Source organism: Bradyrhizobium sp. CCBAU 45394 (assembly GCF_028128655.1).
Classification (GTDB): domain Bacteria; phylum Pseudomonadota; class Alphaproteobacteria; order Rhizobiales; family Xanthobacteraceae; genus Bradyrhizobium; species Bradyrhizobium diazoefficiens.
Window position 1 is genome coordinate 134,550 of sequence record NZ_LBIX01000174.1, and the last position, 17,528, is coordinate 152,077.

Annotated in this window: 15 protein-coding genes and 1 tRNA gene; 11 read left to right on the plus strand and 5 right to left on the minus strand. The window is 64.1% G+C overall.

The genetic code is table 11. From position 1 onward, the window contains the following. The first annotated feature begins 7 nt into the window (after window positions 1–7). The 4 genes from WN73_RS33900 (at window position 8) to WN73_RS33915 (ending at window position 2,597) form a co-directional block, all read left to right on the plus strand. Entirely contained in the window at window positions 8–979 is a 972-nt protein-coding gene (locus tag WN73_RS33900) for a Bug family tripartite tricarboxylate transporter substrate binding protein (RefSeq protein WP_271556541.1), read from the plus strand. Window positions 980–1,829: 850 nt separating this feature from the next. After that, a tRNA-Gln gene (locus WN73_RS33905) sits at window positions 1,830–1,903 on the plus strand. Window positions 1,904–2,077: 174 nt separating this feature from the next. Then, window positions 2,078–2,440 carry a DUF1428 domain-containing protein gene (locus WN73_RS33910; RefSeq protein WP_271556543.1) on the plus strand — a complete coding sequence of 121 codons (363 nt, stop codon included), beginning with the start codon at window positions 2,078–2,080 and terminating at the stop codon, window positions 2,438–2,440. A 31-nt stretch (window positions 2,441–2,471) separates the two neighbouring features. Continuing rightward, complete coding sequence (locus tag WN73_RS33915; RefSeq protein WP_231166696.1) at window positions 2,472–2,597, plus strand: hypothetical protein; 126 nt, start codon at window positions 2,472–2,474, stop codon at window positions 2,595–2,597. Here WN73_RS33915 and WN73_RS33920 read toward each other — a convergent pair. Continuing rightward, a complete protein-coding gene (locus tag WN73_RS33920; protein ID WP_039185093.1) occupies window positions 2,579–3,265 on the minus strand; it encodes a TetR/AcrR family transcriptional regulator in 687 nt (228 codons plus the stop codon). The genes WN73_RS33915 and WN73_RS33920 overlap by 19 nt on opposite strands. 107 nt (window positions 3,266–3,372) lie before the next feature. Here WN73_RS33920 and WN73_RS33925 point away from each other — a divergent pair, with 107 nt between their 5' ends. Beyond that, entirely contained in the window at window positions 3,373–5,661 is a 2,289-nt protein-coding gene (locus WN73_RS33925) for an arylsulfatase (RefSeq protein WP_271556546.1), read from the plus strand. An 85-nt stretch (window positions 5,662–5,746) separates the two neighbouring features. On the opposite strand, the gene WN73_RS33930 is transcribed toward WN73_RS33925, so the two are convergent. The 3 genes from WN73_RS33930 to WN73_RS33940 all read right to left on the minus strand — a co-directional run bounded on the left by WN73_RS33930 (window position 5,747) and on the right by WN73_RS33940 (window position 10,684). Continuing rightward, complete coding sequence (locus tag WN73_RS33930; protein WP_271556548.1) at window positions 5,747–6,304, minus strand: invasion associated locus B family protein; 558 nt, start codon at window positions 6,302–6,304, stop codon at window positions 5,747–5,749. A gap of 64 nt (window positions 6,305–6,368) precedes the next feature. After that, complete coding sequence (locus WN73_RS33935; RefSeq protein WP_011086679.1) at window positions 6,369–9,515, minus strand: multidrug efflux RND transporter permease subunit; 3,147 nt, start codon at window positions 9,513–9,515, stop codon at window positions 6,369–6,371. Continuing rightward, complete coding sequence (locus WN73_RS33940; protein WP_271556550.1) at window positions 9,512–10,684, minus strand: efflux RND transporter periplasmic adaptor subunit; 1,173 nt, start codon at window positions 10,682–10,684, stop codon at window positions 9,512–9,514. The genes WN73_RS33935 and WN73_RS33940 overlap by 4 nt, the downstream gene beginning before the upstream one ends. Window positions 10,685–11,083: 399 nt before the next feature. On the opposite strand from WN73_RS33940, the gene WN73_RS33945 reads away from it, so the two are divergent. From WN73_RS33945 to WN73_RS33970, 6 genes are all read left to right on the plus strand, one after another. Next, window positions 11,084–11,323, plus strand: a complete 240-nt coding sequence (locus WN73_RS33945; protein WP_028170951.1) for a hypothetical protein — start codon at window positions 11,084–11,086, stop codon at window positions 11,321–11,323. A 227-nt stretch (window positions 11,324–11,550) separates the two neighbouring features. Further along, window positions 11,551–14,082, plus strand: a complete 2,532-nt coding sequence (locus WN73_RS33950) for a TonB-dependent receptor (protein ID WP_271556812.1) — start codon at window positions 11,551–11,553, stop codon at window positions 14,080–14,082. A gap of 19 nt (window positions 14,083–14,101) precedes the next feature. Continuing rightward, on the plus strand, window positions 14,102–14,791 hold the full coding sequence (locus WN73_RS33955) for a Fe2+-dependent dioxygenase (RefSeq protein ID WP_011086682.1): 690 nt from the start codon (window positions 14,102–14,104) through the stop codon (window positions 14,789–14,791). Then, window positions 14,788–15,768, plus strand: coding sequence for a tonB-system energizer ExbB (exbB, locus tag WN73_RS33960; RefSeq protein ID WP_271556554.1), 981 nt, complete (start codon window positions 14,788–14,790; stop codon window positions 15,766–15,768). Before WN73_RS33955 ends, exbB begins: the two co-directional genes overlap by 4 nt. 3 nt (window positions 15,769–15,771) lie before the next feature. Then, on the plus strand, window positions 15,772–16,236 hold the full coding sequence (gene exbD, locus WN73_RS33965; protein WP_011086684.1) for a TonB system transport protein ExbD: 465 nt from the start codon (window positions 15,772–15,774) through the stop codon (window positions 16,234–16,236). Between the two features lie 8 nt (window positions 16,237–16,244). After that, complete coding sequence (locus tag WN73_RS33970) at window positions 16,245–17,072, plus strand: energy transducer TonB family protein (RefSeq protein ID WP_271556556.1); 828 nt, start codon at window positions 16,245–16,247, stop codon at window positions 17,070–17,072. On the opposite strand, the gene WN73_RS33975 is transcribed toward WN73_RS33970, so the two are convergent. After that, window positions 17,060–17,482 carry a hypothetical protein gene (locus WN73_RS33975; RefSeq protein WP_011086686.1) on the minus strand — a complete coding sequence of 141 codons (423 nt, stop codon included), beginning with the start codon at window positions 17,480–17,482 and terminating at the stop codon, window positions 17,060–17,062. The genes WN73_RS33970 and WN73_RS33975 overlap by 13 nt on opposite strands. Between the last annotated feature and the right edge of the window lie 46 nt (window positions 17,483–17,528).

The window sequence follows — 17,528 nt, forward strand, 5'->3', positions numbered from 1 at the left end:
AACTTCGATGAGATCGATGTGGCTTGTTCTTGCCTCAGTGATGCTGCTGGCGACGTCGCCGGCGAAGGCGCAGGACGGCTATCCGTCCAAGCAGGTGACGGTGATCGTTCCCTTCGCCGCCGGCGGCACCGCTGACATCTTCGCGCGCATGGTCTCCAACCATTTGCAGGTCAAGCTCGGCAAGCCCTTCGTGGTGGAGAATGTCGGCGGCGCCGGCTCGATCCTCGGCGTGACACGGCTGGCGAAATCGGCGCCTGACGGCATCACGCTCGGGCTTGCCAGCACGTCGGCGCTCGCCATCAACCCCTCGCTCTATGGGCCGAAGCTCAGCTACCAGCCGGACAAGGATCTGGTGCCGGTCGCCCAGATCAGCGTCGTGCCCAACGTTCTCGTCGTGAACCCCAACAAGATCAAGGCGCGCACCGTGCCGGAGCTAATCGCCTATCTGAAGGCGAATCCGGACAAGGTCTCGTTCGGCTCGGCCGGCGTCGGTACTTCGCAGCATCTGGCCGGCGAGCTGTTTCAGCAGATGACCGGCACGAAGATGGTGCACGTGCCTTACAAGGGCTCCAGCCAGATGCTGACCGATCTCCTCAGCGGTCAGATCGATCTCGCCTTCGACAACGTGCCGCTGCTGCTGCCGCAGGTGAAGACCGGCCAGCTCGCGATGCTTGCGACAGCAACGCCGAAGCGCGCCGCGTTCGATCCGGAAGTCCCGGCAGTCGCCGAATTCCTACCGGGCTTCGAGGCGGTCGCCTGGCACGGCTTCCTCGTCCCTGCGGGCACGCCGAAGCCGATCGTCGAAAGGCTCTCGGCCGAGATCCGCGCCTTCATGCAGCAGCCGGACACGGTGCAGAAGATGGCCGAGCTCGGCGCGGCTGCGGTCGCGGTGGATTCGGAGCCGTTCGCAGCCTACATCACCGCAGAAACGGCGCGCTGGAAGAAGGTGATCGAGGCCGCGAACATCAAGCTGGAGTAGGGGGCAGGCCGACCCACGGCGGTGCATCGCCAGGATTTGCTGCGGCAGCTGAACTCCGTCACCGGCGTCGACCCGAGGTAGGCCATCGCGGCGGTCAGCCAAGAGATTGCCACCATCGAAGCCGACACGCGACGGCTCGCGCAAGCGTAGGCGTGTGCCAATCGCATACCGCGGATCGACGGGACCCTCGCACCGCTACGCTTGCTAGCCCAGATCCGCCTTTTCCAATCAAATGCGGCTCGTTCGCATGCCGCCTTACCGAGTTCTTGTTCTCCTATGGTGCGCCCCTAATTGGTGTATGACAGGGGCGAGACATCCTTGGCGAGTACTCGAAGCTGAGGTGATTGTTGGCGATCTCGAACAGAGGATAAGGCAAAATACCGGGTGAAGCGGCGATCAATATTCTTGCGCGGATCAATGCCCTTGAAACACCGGTGACCAACCAGAAGGACGTAGATATCTCGTGTCCGGAAGCAACAAGTAGCTGATCGATCTACGGCAGAGATCGATGGAGCGCATTAATCGGAGTGAAAATGAATCAAATGTCGCACGAAGAACGGTTAATCAAGGCGATTATCGATCGCGAGCCGTGCGATTTTTCGAGCGCGTCTGCGGATGACAGTTTAGAAAACAGCTCTACGTGGGGGCCAGAGCGAACGATAGCCGCTCTATCCCCTTGACGACCGAGGCGCCCCCCGCCGGGGTCAACAGCTCCGTGCACCGCAGCGCTTGCCAGCCCGGAGCCGAGCGGGTAGAAGGCTGCCACGCCTGAGCCGTGATTTGCGCCAAACGCGCTTCCGGCCGCAGTCGGACAAGTCTGTAAGCTATTGAACTTGTTCGACTATTCCGTTGGGGAATGGTGTAACGGTAGCACAACAGACTCTGACTCTGTTTGTCTTGGTTCGAATCCAGGTTCCCCAGCCAGTTCAGGCGCTTTTCCCAAGCCATGATTGACCCGCCCCGCGGCCGCGCCATTTGCGAAGCCCCGCTCGCCGTGCCGCCGCTCGCGACGGTTTGCCTCATCTGAAAGCGCATCTGAGGCGTCGGATCGCGGTGCGCTCCATCGTCCTTGGGACACACAACCCAAGGAGATCCGTGATGCCCTATGTCGATGGTTTCGTGCTGGCCGTGCCGAAGGACAAGATCGAGGCCTACAAGGCGCTGGCGAAGACGGCCTGCGCAGTCTGGATGGAGCACGGCGCGCTCGATTATGTCGAATGCATCGGCGACGACGTTCCCTATGGCGAGCTGACATCGTTTCCGCGCGCGGTGATGGCGAAGGATGATGAGCTCATGGTGTTCTCCTGGATCGTCTATCGGGATCGGGAGACACGCGATGCGGTCAACAAGAAGGTGATGGCGGACCCTCGGCTGAAATTGGACGGCATGCCGTTCGACGGCAAGCGCATGATCTATGGCGGCTTCACGACGCTGCTGCGCGCGAGCGATGTTATCAGTTGAGTGAGGTCGAGCAGGGAGGCTCGTGGCCCGGATGGAGCGTAAGCGAAATCCGGGTCCGCTGTCCGTGCTCCAGGTCGGCAGAAGCGTGCTGTCGGGCACCGCGGCCGCGCTCGCCGAGGACCCGCAGGTGCAGAAGGCCTATCTCGGCGTCGGGTGACCCATCTCCGCCTGAAGCAGCAGCAACAGGCAACCGGCGAGCCGCCTCTCCATCTCTTTCGACGAAAGCGACAGCGGTCCGGGATCGTTGAGGATCGCGTTCACCAGCGTGCCCAGCACGACCTGGAAGCCGAACGCGATGGTGCGGGTCTTGGCGGCCTTGCGTCCCTTGCCCATTCCCTTGCCCATGGCTGGCAACAGGAGAGGGGTGGCGCGCATCGTGGTGGCTTGGGCGAGCGCCTTGAACGGCGTCCATTTGTCCGGGCGGGTGTCGTCATGCTGAAGCGCCGCGCGCAGCACGCCCTCGTGGTTGCGCATCCAGGCGATGATGCCGCCGACGATGACATGGCAGAGCTTGTCGAGGCCGGTGTCGGGTGACGGGCGCCTGATCTCGCCCAGCCGCTGCTCGCCGTCGCGCGTGGCCAGCGCCATCAGGGCGTTGAAGTAGGCTTCCTTGCTCTCGAAGCGGCTGTAGAAGGCGCCGACGGTGACGCCGACCTCGGCGCAGAGCGCCTCGATCGAGAGTTCGGCAAGGCTGCGCGCCCGCAGCATGTCGGCGCCGGCGCGCAGCAGCGCCAGCGTCGTCTCCCGGCTGCGCTTCTGGCGCGACGGGGCGACGCCCGGCAGGTCGAAATCGCGAAATCCGGGCTCTTCTGAACGTGCTCGCATCCGCGCTTGCATCCGTTTCAAATCATAATCATAATTCTGATTATAATTTAAGCGTGGTCAGACCGCGGGTCAACCGTCCGGTTCACGCAACAAGCAGGGAGGAGCAGATGAGCGCAGGCAGCGGCACGCCGTTCCGCGGCACCGTCGGCAAGACGGTTGCGGAGTCAAAACCCTGGTGGCCGCAGGCACCGAGGCCGCCAGAGGGCGCGCCGAACATCCTCATCGTGCTGTTCGACGATGTCGGCTTCTCCGATTTCGGCTGCTACGGATCGTCCATCAAGACGCCGGCCATCGATAAGCTCGCCGCGGAGGGCCTGCGCTACAGCGGCTTCCACACCACGGCGATGTGCTCGACGACGCGTGCGGCGCTGCTCACCGGGCGCAACCACCATTCGGTCGGCGTCGGCTGCCTTGCCAATTTCGATTCCGGCTATCCCGGCTATCGCGGCAAGATCGCGCGCGAGGCGGGGACGCTCGCCGAGATGCTGCGGGTGCACGGCTATCGCAACTACATGGTCGGCAAGTGGCACGTCACCCCGCTGACCGAGAGCGGCGCCACGGGCCCGTTCGACGGCTGGCCGCTCGGGCGTGGTTTTGATCGTTTCTACGGCTTCCTCGATGCCGAGACCGACCAGTATGCGCCCGAGCTCGTTTCGGACAACACGCACATTGATCCGCCGGGCACCTATGCCGACGGGTATCACCTGACCGAGGACCTGATCGACCAGTCGATCCGCTTCATCGGCGATCACGTCGCCGACCGGCCGGATATTCCCTGGCTCAACTGGGTCGCGCTGGGCGCCTGCCATGCGCCGCATCAGGCGCCCGCCGATATCATCAGGAGCTACGACGCGGCCTTCGCGCACGGCTGGGACGTCGAACGGGAGCAGCGGCTGGCGCGCCAGAGGGCGATGGGCCTCGTGCCGGCGGCAACGCGGATGCCCGCGCGCAACGACGGCGTGAAGGCCTGGGAGGAGCATACCGCGGACGAGCGCCGCGTCTTCACGCGCCTGCAAGCAGCCTTCGCCGGCATGCTCGACCATTCCGATCGGCATCTTGCCCGGCTCGTTGCGTTTCTCGAGACGGCCGGCATCCGCGACAACACTGTCATCATCGTGATGTCCGACAATGGCGCGAGCCAGGAGGGCGGGCCGCTCGGTTTCGTCAACGCGATGGGGCCGTTCAACTTCAAGCCGGAGCCAATCGCGGAGAAGCTCGCCCGCATCGACGACATCGGTGGGCCCGACACCCACAGCAATTTCCCGCATGGCTGGGCGATGGCGTCGAACACGCCGCTGCGCCGCTACAAGCAGAACACGCATGGCGGCGGCATCCGCGATCCCTTCGTCATCAATTGGCCGAAGAAGATCGCAGGCAAAGGCGAGCTGCGGCACCAGTTCGTGCACGCCTGCGACCTCACGCCGACGCTGCTGGAATTGATCGGCATCGAGCCGCCCGGCACGATCGCGGGCTGCCGGCAGATGCCGCTCGAAGGCGAGAGCTTTGCGCGCTCGATCACGGACGCGTCCGCGCCCTCAAAAAGCTCGCCGCAATATTTCGAGATGTTCGGCCATCGCGGCCTCTGGCAGGCGGGGTGGAAGGCGGTCGCCTACCATCCGCCCGGCACGCCGTTCGAGAACGACAGATGGGAGCTGTTCCATCTGGACCAGGATTTCTCCGAGACGAATGATCTCGCCACCAAGGAGTCGGAGCGTCTCGGTCGCATGATCGCGACTTGGTGGGAGGAGGCGGAGAAGCACAACGTGCTGCCGCTCGACGACCGCTTCGGGCCGCGCTTTGCGGAGAACGCTGCGCGCTTCCACGGCGCGCGTCACCATTTCGTCTTTCACGCCGGCATGGGCCACGTGCCGACCGACGTCGCGCCCGACGTGCGCAGCCGCAGCTACACGATCGAGGCGCATGTCGAGATCGACGAGGCGGTCGCCAACGGCGTGCTGATCTCGCACGGCGATGCGACCTCGGGCTACAGCCTCTACGTCAAGGACGGCCACCTCGTGCACGACCTCAACATCGGCGGCAGCCACCAGGTCGTGCAATCGAACCGCAAGGTGCCGTCAGCTGCGCGGCGGCTCGGTGTGCATGTCGAACGCCTGCTGCGCAGGGAACCGCCAGCCAAGGGCTCGCGCACTGGCGTCACCGAATACACGCTGCTGATCGACGGCGAGCCGGCGGGTACGCTCCAGACCCAGCTCGGCTTCCACACGCTGATCTCGTGGTCCGGCCTCGACATCGGCCGCGACCGCGGCAGCCCGGTGTCGCATTACGAAGCGCCGTTCGAGTTCGAGGGCCGGCTGCTGCGCGTCACCGTCACCATGCACAACGACCAGAAGCTCGACGGTGATGCCGTCGGCAACGCGCAGATGGCGCGGCAGTAGGGGCGAGCTTGCGGCTGCGAGAGAGCTCGGCCTTCATGGATGGCCGCAGGAAAGCTCTCGCGGTGGGCAGCGAGAAAGTAGACCGTTACTTGATCTTGTCGTAGGCGGCCGCGAAATCGCCCAGCGGCATCGGGATCGCGATCGTCTCCTTGGCCATGTTCTGGAAGGAGACCTTCAGCTGCTTGCCCGACCGCAAGGCTGCGAGCAAGTCCGCCGCGATCGGCGTCGAGGCGTAGCAGCCGCGGTTCTCGCAGGTCTGGATCTGGAGGTCGACCGTCTTGCCCTCGTCGACCTGGAGCTTGGCGCCGATCGGAAGGTTGAGGCCAAGCGGCAGTTGCAGCAGTGCCACCGGCGTGCGGGTGTCGGGCGCGATGCGGATGTTGATCAGGACGATGGTCTGGCCGGTCTTGGTCAGCACCGCGTTCTGCTCCATCGCGCATTCGAGCGGCGCATCGCGGCTGACGCTGGTGCAGCGCACGACCCAGCCGGCCTGCTGCGCGCCGTCAGCCTGCGGCTGTGTCGGCGCCGGCTGTGCGGCCGGGGCAGGAGCCGCGTTCTTCTTGGCGCTCTGCTGGGCATACGCGGCACCGGTCGACAACAGGAGGCCGGCGGCAAGGGCGACAAGTCTGGATTGCATGGGCATGGCGAGACTGCGTTGGCGTGAACCGGAAGCCTCGCTGTAGCGTCGCGGGAGCGGCGGCGCAAGCTTACTCGGCGGCCTGCTTGACGGTGCCGCGCGCGGGTGCCTCGTGGCCTTCGCCGTCATCCGAACGGCCCCAGCCCGAGAACCAATTGTTGAGCTCGTCGAGATAGAGATAGACCACCGGGGTGGTGAACAGCGTCAGCGCCTGGCTGACGATCAGCCCGCCGACCATGGCGTAGCCGAGCGGCTGGCGGATCTCGGCGCCGGTGCCGTGGCCGAGCATCAGCGGCACGCCGCCGAGCAGTGCCGCCATCGTCGTCATCATGATCGGGCGGAAGCGCAGCAGCGCAGCCTGGCGGATCGATTCCGCCGGCGTCTTGTGCTCGTCGCGTTCCGCGGCGATGGCGAAGTCGACCATCATGATGCCGTTCTTCTTCACGATGCCGATCAGGAGGATGATTCCGATCAATGCAATGAGGCTGAAGTCGAAACCGGACGCCATCAGGATCAGGAGCGCACCGACGCCGGCCGAGGGCAGGGTCGACAGGATCGTGATCGGATGGATGTAGCTCTCGTAGAGGATGCCGAGGATCAGATAGACCACGACGAGCGCGGCGAGGATCAGCAGCGGCACGGTGCCGAGCGACTGCTGGAACGCCTGCGCAGTGCCTTGGAAGCTCGAGTTCAGCGTCGGCGGCGCGCCGAGATCGGCCATCGCCTTCTGCACGGCTTCGGTGGCCTGGCCGAGCGCGACGCCCTGGGCGAGGTTGAAGCTGATGGTGATCGCCGGGAACTGGCCCTGGTGGCTGATCGAGAGCGGGCGGACCGGATCGGTGGTCCAGGTCGCGAAGGTCGACAGCGGCACCTGGTCGCCGGTCAAAGGCGATTTCAGATAGAGCTTGTTCAGGCTCTCGAGACTGCCCTGCATCTCCGGCAGGATCTCGAGGATCACCTTGTAGGTGTTGAGCTGGGTGAAATACTGCGTGACCTGGCGCTGTCCGAAGGCGTCGTACAGCGTGTCGTCGATCAGCTGCGGCTGGATGCCGTAGCGTGAGGCGGTGTCGCGGTTGATCTTGAGCTGGACCGTGGTGCCCTGCGTCTGCTGGTCGGTCGCGACGTCGCGCAGCTCCGGCAGCGTCTGCATCTTGGCGAGGATCTTCGGTGCCCAGTCGTTGAGCTCGCCGAGATCGGCATCCTGCAGGGTGAACTCGAACTGCGTGCGCGTCGGCCGGCCGCCGAGCCGGACGTCCTGGGCCGCCTGCATGTAGAGGCGGGCGCCTTCGACCTTGTCGAACTGCGGACGCAGTCGCGCGATGATCTGCTGGGCCGATGCCTCGCGCTGGTTGCGAGGTTTCAGCGTGATGAACAGGTTGCCGTTGTTGCCGGCGCGGCCGCTGCCGCCGATCGACATGGCAACGCTGGCAACGTCGGGATCGGCCAGGATGATCTTGCCCAGTTGCTCCTGGCGTCTCACCATCTCCTTGAACGAGATGTCCTGCGAGGCTTCGGAGGTCGCCGTGATGAGGCCGACATCCTGCTGCGGGAAGAAGCCCTTCGGGATCAGGACGAACAGGTAGATCGACAGGCCAAGCGTGGCGAAGAAGATCGTGAGCGTGGTACGGCGCCAGGCCAGGGCATGATCGAGGATGTATTCGTAGCCCCGCAGCATCCCGTCAAAGGCGCGCTCGCTCCATTGGTAGAACTTGCCGTGGGTCACCTCGCCATGGGCGCGCAGGAAGCGCGAGGCCATCATCGGCGTCAGCGTCAGCGACACGAACATCGAGACGAAGATGGTCATCGCCAGCACGACGGCGAACTCGCGGAACAGACGGCCGATGATGCCGCCCATCAGCAGCAGCGGGATCAGCACCGCGACCAGCGAGATGCTGATCGAGACGATCGTGAAGCCGATTTCCTTCGAACCCTTGAAGGCGGCCGCCATCGGCGATTCGCCTTCCTCGATGTAGCGGGTGATGTTCTCGAGCATCACGATGGCGTCGTCGACGACAAATCCGACTGCGATCGTGAGTGCCATCAGCGACAGATTGTCGAGTGAATAGCCGACGACCCACATCAGCGCGCACGCGCCCAATAGCGCCAGTGGAACCGTGATGGTGGGAATGACGGTCGCCCAGAAGCTGCGCAGGAAGATGAAGATGACCATGACCACGAGGGCGATGGTCAGCAGCAGTGTGAACTGGACGTCCTCGACTGCGGCGCGGATGGTCGTGGTGCGGTCGCTGATGAGCTCGATCTTGATCGCGGGCGGAATCGCTGCCACCAGCCGGGGCAAGGTCGCCTTGATCTTGTCGACGGTCTCGATGACGTTGGCGCCCGGCTGCTTGAATATCACCAGGAACACGCCGCGCTTGCCGTTGGCCCAGGCCGCCTGCTTGGCGTCTTCGGCGCCGCTGACCGCCTGGCCGATGTCGCGGATCCGCAACGGACCGCCGTTGCGATAGGCGATGATGACGTCGTTCCAGTCCTTGGACTGGGTGAGCTGATCGTTGGCGTAGATCGTGTAGGCGCGCTTGTCGCCGTCGATATTGCCCTTGGGGCTGTCGACCGTGGTGATCGCGATCTGGCTGCGCACGTCCTCCATCGACAGGCCCTTGGCGACGAGTTTCGCCGGATCGACCTGAATGCGGATGGACGGCTTCTGCTGCCCGCCGATGAACACCTGCGCGACGCCGGAGAGCTGGCTGATCTGTTGGGCGAGCTGGGCGTCGACTGCGTCACTGACGCTGGTCAGAGGCAGCGTCTCCGAGGTCGCCGACAGCAGCAGGATCGGCGCGTCGGCTGGGTTGACCTTGCGATAGGTCGGCGGCGAGGGAAGATTCTTCGGCAGTTGGCCACTGGCGGCGTTGATGGCGCCCTGCACGTCATTGGCCGCGCCGTCGATGCTGCGGTTGAGGTCGAACTGGATGGTGATCGACGCGGTGCCCAGATAGCTCGTCGAGGTCATCTGGGCGATGCCGGGGATCTGGGCGAACTGGCGCTCCAGCGGCTGCGCCACCGACGAGGCCATGGTTTCGGGGCTGCCGCCCGGCAGGTTGGCGGTGATCTGGATGGTGGGAAAGTCCACCTGCGGCAGCGGCGCGACCGGGAGCAGGGGATAGGCGACGAGACCGACAAAGAGAATGCCCGCCATCAGCAGCGAGGTGCCGATGGGATAACGGATGAAAGGTGCCGAAATCCCGCCCGCGTTCATTCCTGTCGAACCTTGTTCTGGGCCGGATCCGAACTCGCCACCGCCGTCGAGACGAGGCTTCCGGGCTGCACCTTGAACTGGCCGCCGGTGATCACCTGCTGCCCCGGCGCGAGGCCTTCGTCGACGACCGAACGTCCGTCGATCGCGTAGCTGACCTTGACCTTGTGCACTTCGGCCTTGTTGTCCTGATTGACGGTATAGGCGTAAAGGCCGTTGGTCGAATGCTGGACCGCATCATCCGGGACCACCGTCGCGTCCTTCAGCGTCCGCACCAGAAGCCGCGTCGAGACCGACTGTCCCGGCCACAGCGTGTGGTCCTTGTTGTCGAACACCGCTTTGAGCCGGATCGTCCCGCTGGTCGTGTCGACCTGGTTGTTGATGACCGCGAGCTTGCCCTCGGCCAGCGTCTTCTTGCCGTCGGTGGTGAACGCGATCACCTTGAGTGCCCCGGCCTTCTGGCCCTCGCTGATGTAGGCGAGGTGATCTTCCGGCGCGGTGAAGATCACCGAGATCGGCTCGACCTGCGAGATCGTGACGATACCCGTCTGCGTCGAGGCGTTGACGATGTTGCCGACGTCGACCTGGCGCAGGCCGGCGACGCCGGTGATCGGCGCCTTGATCTGGGTGTAGTCGAGCTGGGTCTGGGCATTGGAGATCGCGGCGTCGTCGGCGGCGATCTGGGCGGTGAGCTGGGCGACAGTGGAGCGCTGGGTGTCGACCCGCTGCGCGGTGGCGAATTCGCCGAGCTTCATGGCGCGCTGGAGCTCGAGATTGGCGTTCGCCAGATTTGCCTCGTCCTGCGCCTTCTTGGCCTTGGCCTGGTCGAGCGCGGCTTGATAGGGGCGGGGATCGATCGAGACCAGAAGCTCGCCCTCTTTGACGATCTGGCCTTCGGTGAAGGCGATCCTGTCGATCTGGCCGTCAACCCGGGGCCGGACCTGGACGGTGTTGAAACCCTGAACCGTGCCGAGACCGGTCAGGTAGACCGGGAAATCGACCTTCTGGACCGGCGCAACGCTCACGGGAACGGCGAGGGCGCGGGGCGGACCTTTTTGTGCCGTCTGGGTTTTTCCGGCATCCGGCGAGCCGAATTTCTGCCAACCATAGTAACCCGCGGAGGCCACGGCCGCGATGATCAGAATCCAGAGGATCGGCCGTGTTTTTTTCATATCGGCTCGTGTCGGCTCTTGTGCCCTCAGTTACGAATTGTGGGGCAATCATTGGGTTCCAAGGCGCTTGTATAATACACGCCAAGTTCCAGTGTAAACAGCACTATCGATCGGGAAACCTAAACAATTGGAAAGCTTTGCACGGCTTAGGCAACTCGCTGGCGCGCCGGTGTGCAGTGCTGCATTTTCCCGCCGCGAGCGATCAGCGTGCAAAAATGAGGCAATGCCCGTAGCCGGTGTGGGTGGCCACGGCGAGTTGGGAACGAGGCTGGCGCAACACCCGGGCAGGAGCGTCGGGATGTGCGCGTTCCGAGAACGGTTCTAAATCGCGCGGGCGGTGTTTCGGTTGTCAGGAAAATCGGCATCGTTCATATCGGCGCGCCACAACGGGAGCGCAGGATGGACGAATTGAACGGCAAGCTGATCGCGTGTCAGATTCTGATCACGGGATTGATCGCCCGCGTCGCCAACGAGCAGCGCGACCCCTTGCGCTTCCTCACCGACTTCCGCGACGAGATCAAGGCGGTGGTGAAGGGAGTCAACATCGCCGGCATGGACAACACCGATCGTGTGCGTGCCGTCGCGCAGAAGACTGTCGACGAATTGTTCTCGCTGATGAAGCCGCCGAGCAGCGATTGACGCTGCGCACGCGATCGTTGATTTCGCGGCTTTTTTCGCGCTCGTTTTAGAACGACTCCAATCTCACTTTAGAACCGTTTGAAACTGTAGATTAGAATCGTTTTGATCTGGACTTATTCAAGCGTTCTCGCGGCTTGCCCGCATTGACCCACTATTTTGCCGTCGATACCAACAGCCCAATCGCTCATCGAAGTGAATGAGCGGACATGAAGATGGGGCGTGTTGTAATGGGGCAGGTGGTCGCACCGAAGTCGTTGCGTTCGGTCGCAGCATTCGATCTGGCGTATGAAAAGTCCGCGGGCATTTCCGGCAAGAAGGTCTCGGCAGTCGCAAGCCTGATCGCGGCGGCGTCGGTGTCGAGCGGCGCAGAGGCGCAGCAGTCGAACCTGCCGCCGGTGACGGTCGATGCTCCGGTCCAGCGTCCGCGCCCGACGGCCTCGAAGCCCACGCCGGATCAGGTCCGCGCCCGCAACGCGCTTCGCCGCGCCGCGCAGCGCCAGCAGGCCCAGCAGGCTGCTCCGGCGACGCCCTCCGGACCCGCCGACGCGGATCCCTATGCCGATCCGGCCGCGCCCTACAAGGTCGATCACGTGCAGGCCGGGGGCAAGTTTCCGGAGAAATTGGTCGATACGCCTAAGTCGATCACGGTTCTCAGCAAGGAAGTGCTCGAGGACAAGAACGCCACGACGCTGAAGCAGGCGATTCTCAGCACGGCTGGCGTGACGCTTGGATCGGGCGAGGGCGGCAATGCCTTCGGTGACCGCTTCTTCATCCGCGGCTTCGACGCGCGCAACGACATCTTCATCGATGGCGTGCGCGATGCCGGCGTCAGTGTGCGCGAGAACTTCTTCACCGAGCAGGTCGAGATACTGCGCGGTCCCGGCTCGACCTTTTCCGGCCGCGGTGTCGCCGGTGGTGCGATCAACATCGTCACCAAGCAGGCGACGACGGCAAAGAGCTTCTACAACATGGACACCACGTTTGGCACCGACCAGACCAAGCGTGTCACACTCGACGTCAATCAGGTGATCGACCCGACGCTCGCCGTCCGCGTCGGCGGCCTGTTCCAGGATGCCAATGTCGCCGGCCGCGACTACGTCACCGACAATCGAAACGGCGCCTTCGTCGCCACGACCTGGACGCCGACCGATACGGTCAAGGTCACCGGCAACTACATTCACACCGAGCTGACCGGCCGCCCGGATTTTGGCGTGCCATATTATCGGCCCAGCACGACGTCGACTGCCGGCGGTCCGTTTCCGGACTTCGGCGCCAATCGCAATAACTGGTACGGCTTCGTCAACCGGGACTTCTTCCGGACCGGCCAGGACATCGGCACAATCAACGCGGAAGTGCAGATCACGCCCGATCTGATGATCAGCAACAAGATCCGCGCGTCCCGCTCGACGCAGAATTACATCGGTACGCTTCCTGAAGCGCCGAAGCTTGTCGATCCGCTCTCGGCCTCGACGCTGAGTGCAAATCCGCAGAGCCGATTCCAGGTCACGGACGTGTTCGCCAACCAGACCGAGGCAACTTACAAGTTCAACGACGATGTAGGCTTCAGGCACACCTTGCTCGGCGGTGTCGAGTATGATCGCGAGAGATCGTCGATCGACAGTTATACCGGCCTCAGCTCGGAGCTGACGACCGGCACGCCCTTCAGCGGCAGCGGATCGAAGACCGACGTCAGCGTATTCGCTCCGCAATATACCAATCTTCCCTTCGGGATTCCTAGCCTCACCGGAAGTCCCACCAAGATCGGCATCGACACCGTCAGCGGCTACGTCATGGATAGCGCAAACTATCGTGACTTGGTGATCCTGAACGGCGGGTTCCGCTATGATGATTACAGCATCAACACGCGGAAGGTCGGCAGTCCTGGCCAGCAATCGGCGGAGTTTCTAATTCCGAACTTCAACCTCGGCCTGACGTTGAAGCCGGCACCGAACGGCAGTGTCTATGTGGCGTATGCGACCTCGGCGAACCCGGTTGGTGCCGAATTCGACGGCACCAGCACAGCCTATGGCGGCCTCAACCCGAACCTGCCGGGCGGCAATACGCAGATATTCGGCCCCGAGAAGAACAAGGCCATCGAACTCGGCACCAAGTGGGAGCTGTTCGATCGTCATCTGCTTCTGACCGCAGCGTTGTTCCAGACGACGAAAGAGAACGCACGCGAGTCGCAGAACGTGGGCAGTGCGGCCGCTGCAGCTCCTTTGGGATGCGTCTATCCGACCGGAACGAGCGGCAATATATCGTGTATCACCGCCGGAGCAGCCTACCGCATCCGCGGCATCGATCTCGGCGTCGGCGGCAAGATCACCGACAAGTGGAGCGTGTTTGGCGGTCTCGTGCTGATGCAGTCGGAAGTGACGCAGTCGCTGGCGCCGTCGGCCAACAAGGCGCTGTATCCGACCAATGTCGGGCGTCCGCTCGCCAACATCGCGCATGAGTCCTTCAGCTTGCTGACGAAGTACCAGCTCACCGACGTCTGGGAACTTGGTGGGCAGGCGGTTTACCGTTCGAAGATTTACGGCGGCACTTTGCTCGCGGCCAACCAGGGCACGTCGATTCCGAGCTATTGGCGTTTCGACATGTTCGCGGAGGCCAAGATCAACAAGAACTGGCAGGTCAAGCTGTTCGTGAACAACATCTTCGACAAGCGCTACTACGACGCGTTGTACCAGAGCGCGGCACCGTTCGTGCTGGAGGCACCGGGCCGTGCCGCCTATGTGGTGCTCTCGGCGCGCTACTGATGGAGCGATAATCAGTTTCATGCTGACATGCATCGAAAACGTTCTCAGCAAGGATGATGTGGCGGATTTCCGCCGCATCATGGACGCCAGCGCATGGGAGGACGGCCGCTCCACTGCCGGCTCGCAGTCGGCCATGGTCAAGCGCAACGAGCAATTGCCGCCGGACAGCGAGGTCGCGCGCAAGCTCGGCAACCGGATCATCTCGGCGCTGACGTCGAACCCGCGCTTCATCGCGGCGGCGATCCCGCTTCAGATCTTCCCGCCGCTGTTCAACCGCTATGCGGCGACCAGCGGTCACCATTTCGGCCTGCATGTCGACAATGCGATCCGCGGCGACCGCCTGACCGGCCTTCGCATCCGCACAGACCTGTCGGTCACGCTGTTCCTCGCCGAGCCGGACGAGTATGACGGTGGCGAACTTGTGATCGAGGACACCTACGGCTCGCACGAAGTCAAGTTGCCAGCCGGCGACTGCGTGCTCTATCCCTCGACCAGCCTGCATCTGGTGACGCCGGTGACCCGGGGAGCGCGGGTTGCATCTTTCTTCTGGCTTCAGAGCATGATACGGGACGATCAAGCCCGGAGCATGATCTTTGACCTCGACACCGCGATACAGGCGCTGGTGGAACGGCTCGGGCGTGACGATCCCGAAACGGTCAAATTGACGGGTATCTATCACAACCTCATTCGCTACTGGGCCGAAGTATGAAGATCATGTCCTTCCAAGCAAGCCGTGCCGCAGCCTTGATGCTGGCGGCCGCCTGGCTCGCATCTCCGGTTTCTGCCCAGACACAGACCCCGCCTGCGGCCCCGGCACAGTCTACGGCCCGGCCGGCACCGGTCAGCCCGGTCCCAGCGGCACCATCGACGACCGCGCCTGCCGCCCCGGCGCCTGCGGCCTCGACGGCGACCGCTCCCGCGGCACCGACGGCATCCCCCGCAGCCATCGCTCCGGCGACTGCGAAGCCCGACGCCGCGTCCGCTACCGCGCCGGCCATGAAGGAATTGTCGCCCTGGGTGATGTTCATGTCGGCGGACGTCATCGTGAAGGCGGTGATGATCGGGCTCGCCTTCGCATCGCTGATGACCTGGACCGTCCTCATCGCCAAGTCGATCGAGCTGTCGGTCGCGTCCGGCAGGCTTCGCTCGGCGCTGAAGAAGATCTCGGAGGCACGGTCGCTCGCTGAAGCGCAGATGGCGCTCGGCACCAAGGAGGGTATCCTGCCGTCCTTCCTGGCGGCAGCGCTGCGCGAGGCACGGATGTCGGCCGGCCTGTCCAGCGATGCCGGCATCAAGGAGCGCGCAGCCTCGAGCTTTTCCGAGATCGTGCGCGCGGAGGCGCGGCGCATCCGCATCGGCATGGGCGTGCTCGCGACCATCGGCTCCACGTCGCCCTTCGTCGGCCTGTTCGGCACGGTCTGGGGCATCATGAACAGCTTCATCGGCATCTCGAAGTCGCAGACCACGAACCTCGCCGTGGTCGCGCCCGGCATCGCCGAGGCGCTGCTCGCCACCGCGATCGGCCTCGTCGCCGCGATCCCTGCGGTCATCATCTACAATCACTTCTCGCGCGTGACGAAGAGCTATCTCGAGCTCGTCAGCCGTGCCTCGGGCGCGGCGGGGCGGCTGCTCTCGCGCGATCTCGATCGCAGCCACGGCAGCGTGCATTCGCGCGCGGCGGAGTGAACCATGGCCGTTTCGCTCGCAGACAACGATGATGACGACGACTTCTCGGAAACGCATGACATCAACGTCACGCCGTTCATCGACGTCATCCTGGTGCTGCTGATCATCTTCATGGTCGCAGCCCCGCTCTCGACGGTCGATCTGCCGATCGATCTGCCGACGTCGAGCTCGACGCCGCAGAAGAAGCCGGACAAGCCGACCTATCTCAGCATCAAGCGCGATCTGACGCTCGCCATCGGAGAGGATTCCGTCCACCGCGCCGAGCTGATCGGCACGCTCGACGGGCTGTCCGACATGAGCAAGGACAAGTACGTCTTCCTGCGTGCCGATCGCTCCGTGCCCTATGGCGAGTTGATGGGCGTCATGGAGCTGTTGCGCTCCGGCGGCTACACGCGGGTGAAGCTGGTTGCGCTCGAAGGCCCGCCCACGGCGGCGGGATCGGCCGCCGCCGGCGCGGCGCAGCCATAGGGGGCGTCATGTCCGACGTCGAACTCGAACCCAGACCAGCCCGGCGGCTTTGGATTTTGGCGGCGGTCGCGGCGCTCGCGCTCCATTTGGGCGGGGCCGCGCTGGCGCTCGCGAACCTGCGGGCCGACGATGGCGACGAGGGGCTGGGCGCTGCGGGAGCGGAGTTCGCGGTCGAGATGACGTCGCCGCCGGTTCAGGAGTCCGACAGGGCACCCGGGCCGACGGACTCTGAGGAGCAGGAAGAGCGCCCGGCGCTGCCCGAGCAGAAGGCCGAGGTCAAGGAAACGGATCTTCCACAGGATCGGCCGCAACAGGTCGAGGATCCCGATCGCCTCGTCACAGAGAACAAGCCGAAGAAGGAGCAGGACGACGATCCGAAGGTGGCCGCCGTCGAAACGCCGGCCATGGAGGCATCGCAGAAGTCGGTCGCCATGGAGCGCCAAACCTTTGAAGACGCCACGCGCGAGGCCGAGAAGGCGATGGCGCCGGTTCTCGGCATCGGCAAGGACATCCTGAAGCTGACGGCCGACTGGAACCGCAAGATCAGCGCGCACCTATCTGCGCACAAGGTCAACCCGGAGGGCAAGGAGCCCAATAACCAGACGGTCAAGGTGAGCTTCGCCCTCAACCGACGGGGGAACGTGATCTCGGTTGACGTCGTGGAGTCGTCCGGAGATGCGGCTTACGATGCCGCCGCGATCTCCATGGTCCACAAATCCGATCCTTTCCCGACACCGCCCGCCGCGCTGACCGAGGACCGGATCGAGCGCACGGTCCCCATCATCTTCAAGCCGCCGGACGAGAAGAAAAAGAAGAAGACGGCTCAGCGCCAGTAGAGCCGGATTCCGACATAGACCACGACCAGGCAGGCGAAGATCAGCGCCACCGGAAGCGGTCGCTTCTGGGTTCCACCGAGGGTCGTCGCCCCGAAGGCGGCAGACCTCTTCGGCTTCGGTGCCGGACGGCGGAAAGCGGTAACATTGTCCGCCGCCGTTTCAGGCGGGCGGGTGCGGACGTCGGGCGGGGTTCCGGCGCCGCCCATCTCGGCATAATAGGCCCGGTAGATCGCGCCGATGGTGGCTTCGGTAGCCTCGCCCTCGCTCATCTGCGCCAGCAGGTTCTTGTAGCTCGCGAGGAATTCCTGGGCTTCCGGCGGCAGCGCGGACGACCCGTTGAGCTTGGCCATCATCTTCCAGGTGGCAAAATCGGCGCGGGCTCGGGTGTCGGCGCGTCGCGCGATCAGCATATCGGCAGCTTTGACCAAGTCGGCCTCTGGCCCTTCGGCTTGTGTT

Excerpts from the sequence above, each read along its gene's own strand:
- WN73_RS33930 (WP_271556548.1), bottom strand. The coding sequence starts at position 6,304 with ATGCCCATGCAATCCAGACTTGTCGCCCTTGCCGCCGGCCTCCTGTTG.
- WN73_RS33950 (WP_271556812.1), top strand. The coding sequence starts at position 11,551 with ATGGGGCAGGTGGTCGCACCGAAGTCGTTGCGTTCGGTCGCAGCATTC.
- WN73_RS33900 (WP_271556541.1), top strand. The coding sequence starts at position 8 with ATGAGATCGATGTGGCTTGTTCTTGCCTCAGTGATGCTGCTGGCGACG.
- exbD (WP_011086684.1), top strand. The coding sequence starts at position 15,772 with ATGGCCGTTTCGCTCGCAGACAACGATGATGACGACGACTTCTCGGAA.
- WN73_RS33935 (WP_011086679.1), bottom strand. The coding sequence starts at position 9,515 with ATGAACGCGGGCGGGATTTCGGCACCTTTCATCCGTTATCCCATCGGC.
- WN73_RS33915 (WP_231166696.1), top strand. The coding sequence starts at position 2,472 with ATGGAGCGTAAGCGAAATCCGGGTCCGCTGTCCGTGCTCCAGGTCGGC.
- WN73_RS33920 (WP_039185093.1), bottom strand. The coding sequence starts at position 3,265 with ATGCGAGCACGTTCAGAAGAGCCCGGATTTCGCGATTTCGACCTGCCG.
- WN73_RS33955 (WP_011086682.1), top strand. The coding sequence starts at position 14,102 with ATGCTGACATGCATCGAAAACGTTCTCAGCAAGGATGATGTGGCGGAT.
- WN73_RS33940 (WP_271556550.1), bottom strand. The coding sequence starts at position 10,684 with ATGAAAAAAACACGGCCGATCCTCTGGATTCTGATCATCGCGGCCGTG.
- WN73_RS33910 (WP_271556543.1), top strand. The coding sequence starts at position 2,078 with ATGCCCTATGTCGATGGTTTCGTGCTGGCCGTGCCGAAGGACAAGATC.
- WN73_RS33925 (WP_271556546.1), top strand. The coding sequence starts at position 3,373 with ATGAGCGCAGGCAGCGGCACGCCGTTCCGCGGCACCGTCGGCAAGACG.
- WN73_RS33975 (WP_011086686.1), bottom strand. The coding sequence starts at position 17,482 with ATGCTGATCGCGCGACGCGCCGACACCCGAGCCCGCGCCGATTTTGCC.
- exbB (WP_271556554.1), top strand. The coding sequence starts at position 14,788 with ATGAAGATCATGTCCTTCCAAGCAAGCCGTGCCGCAGCCTTGATGCTG.
- WN73_RS33945 (WP_028170951.1), top strand. The coding sequence starts at position 11,084 with ATGGACGAATTGAACGGCAAGCTGATCGCGTGTCAGATTCTGATCACG.
- WN73_RS33970 (WP_271556556.1), top strand. The coding sequence starts at position 16,245 with ATGTCCGACGTCGAACTCGAACCCAGACCAGCCCGGCGGCTTTGGATT.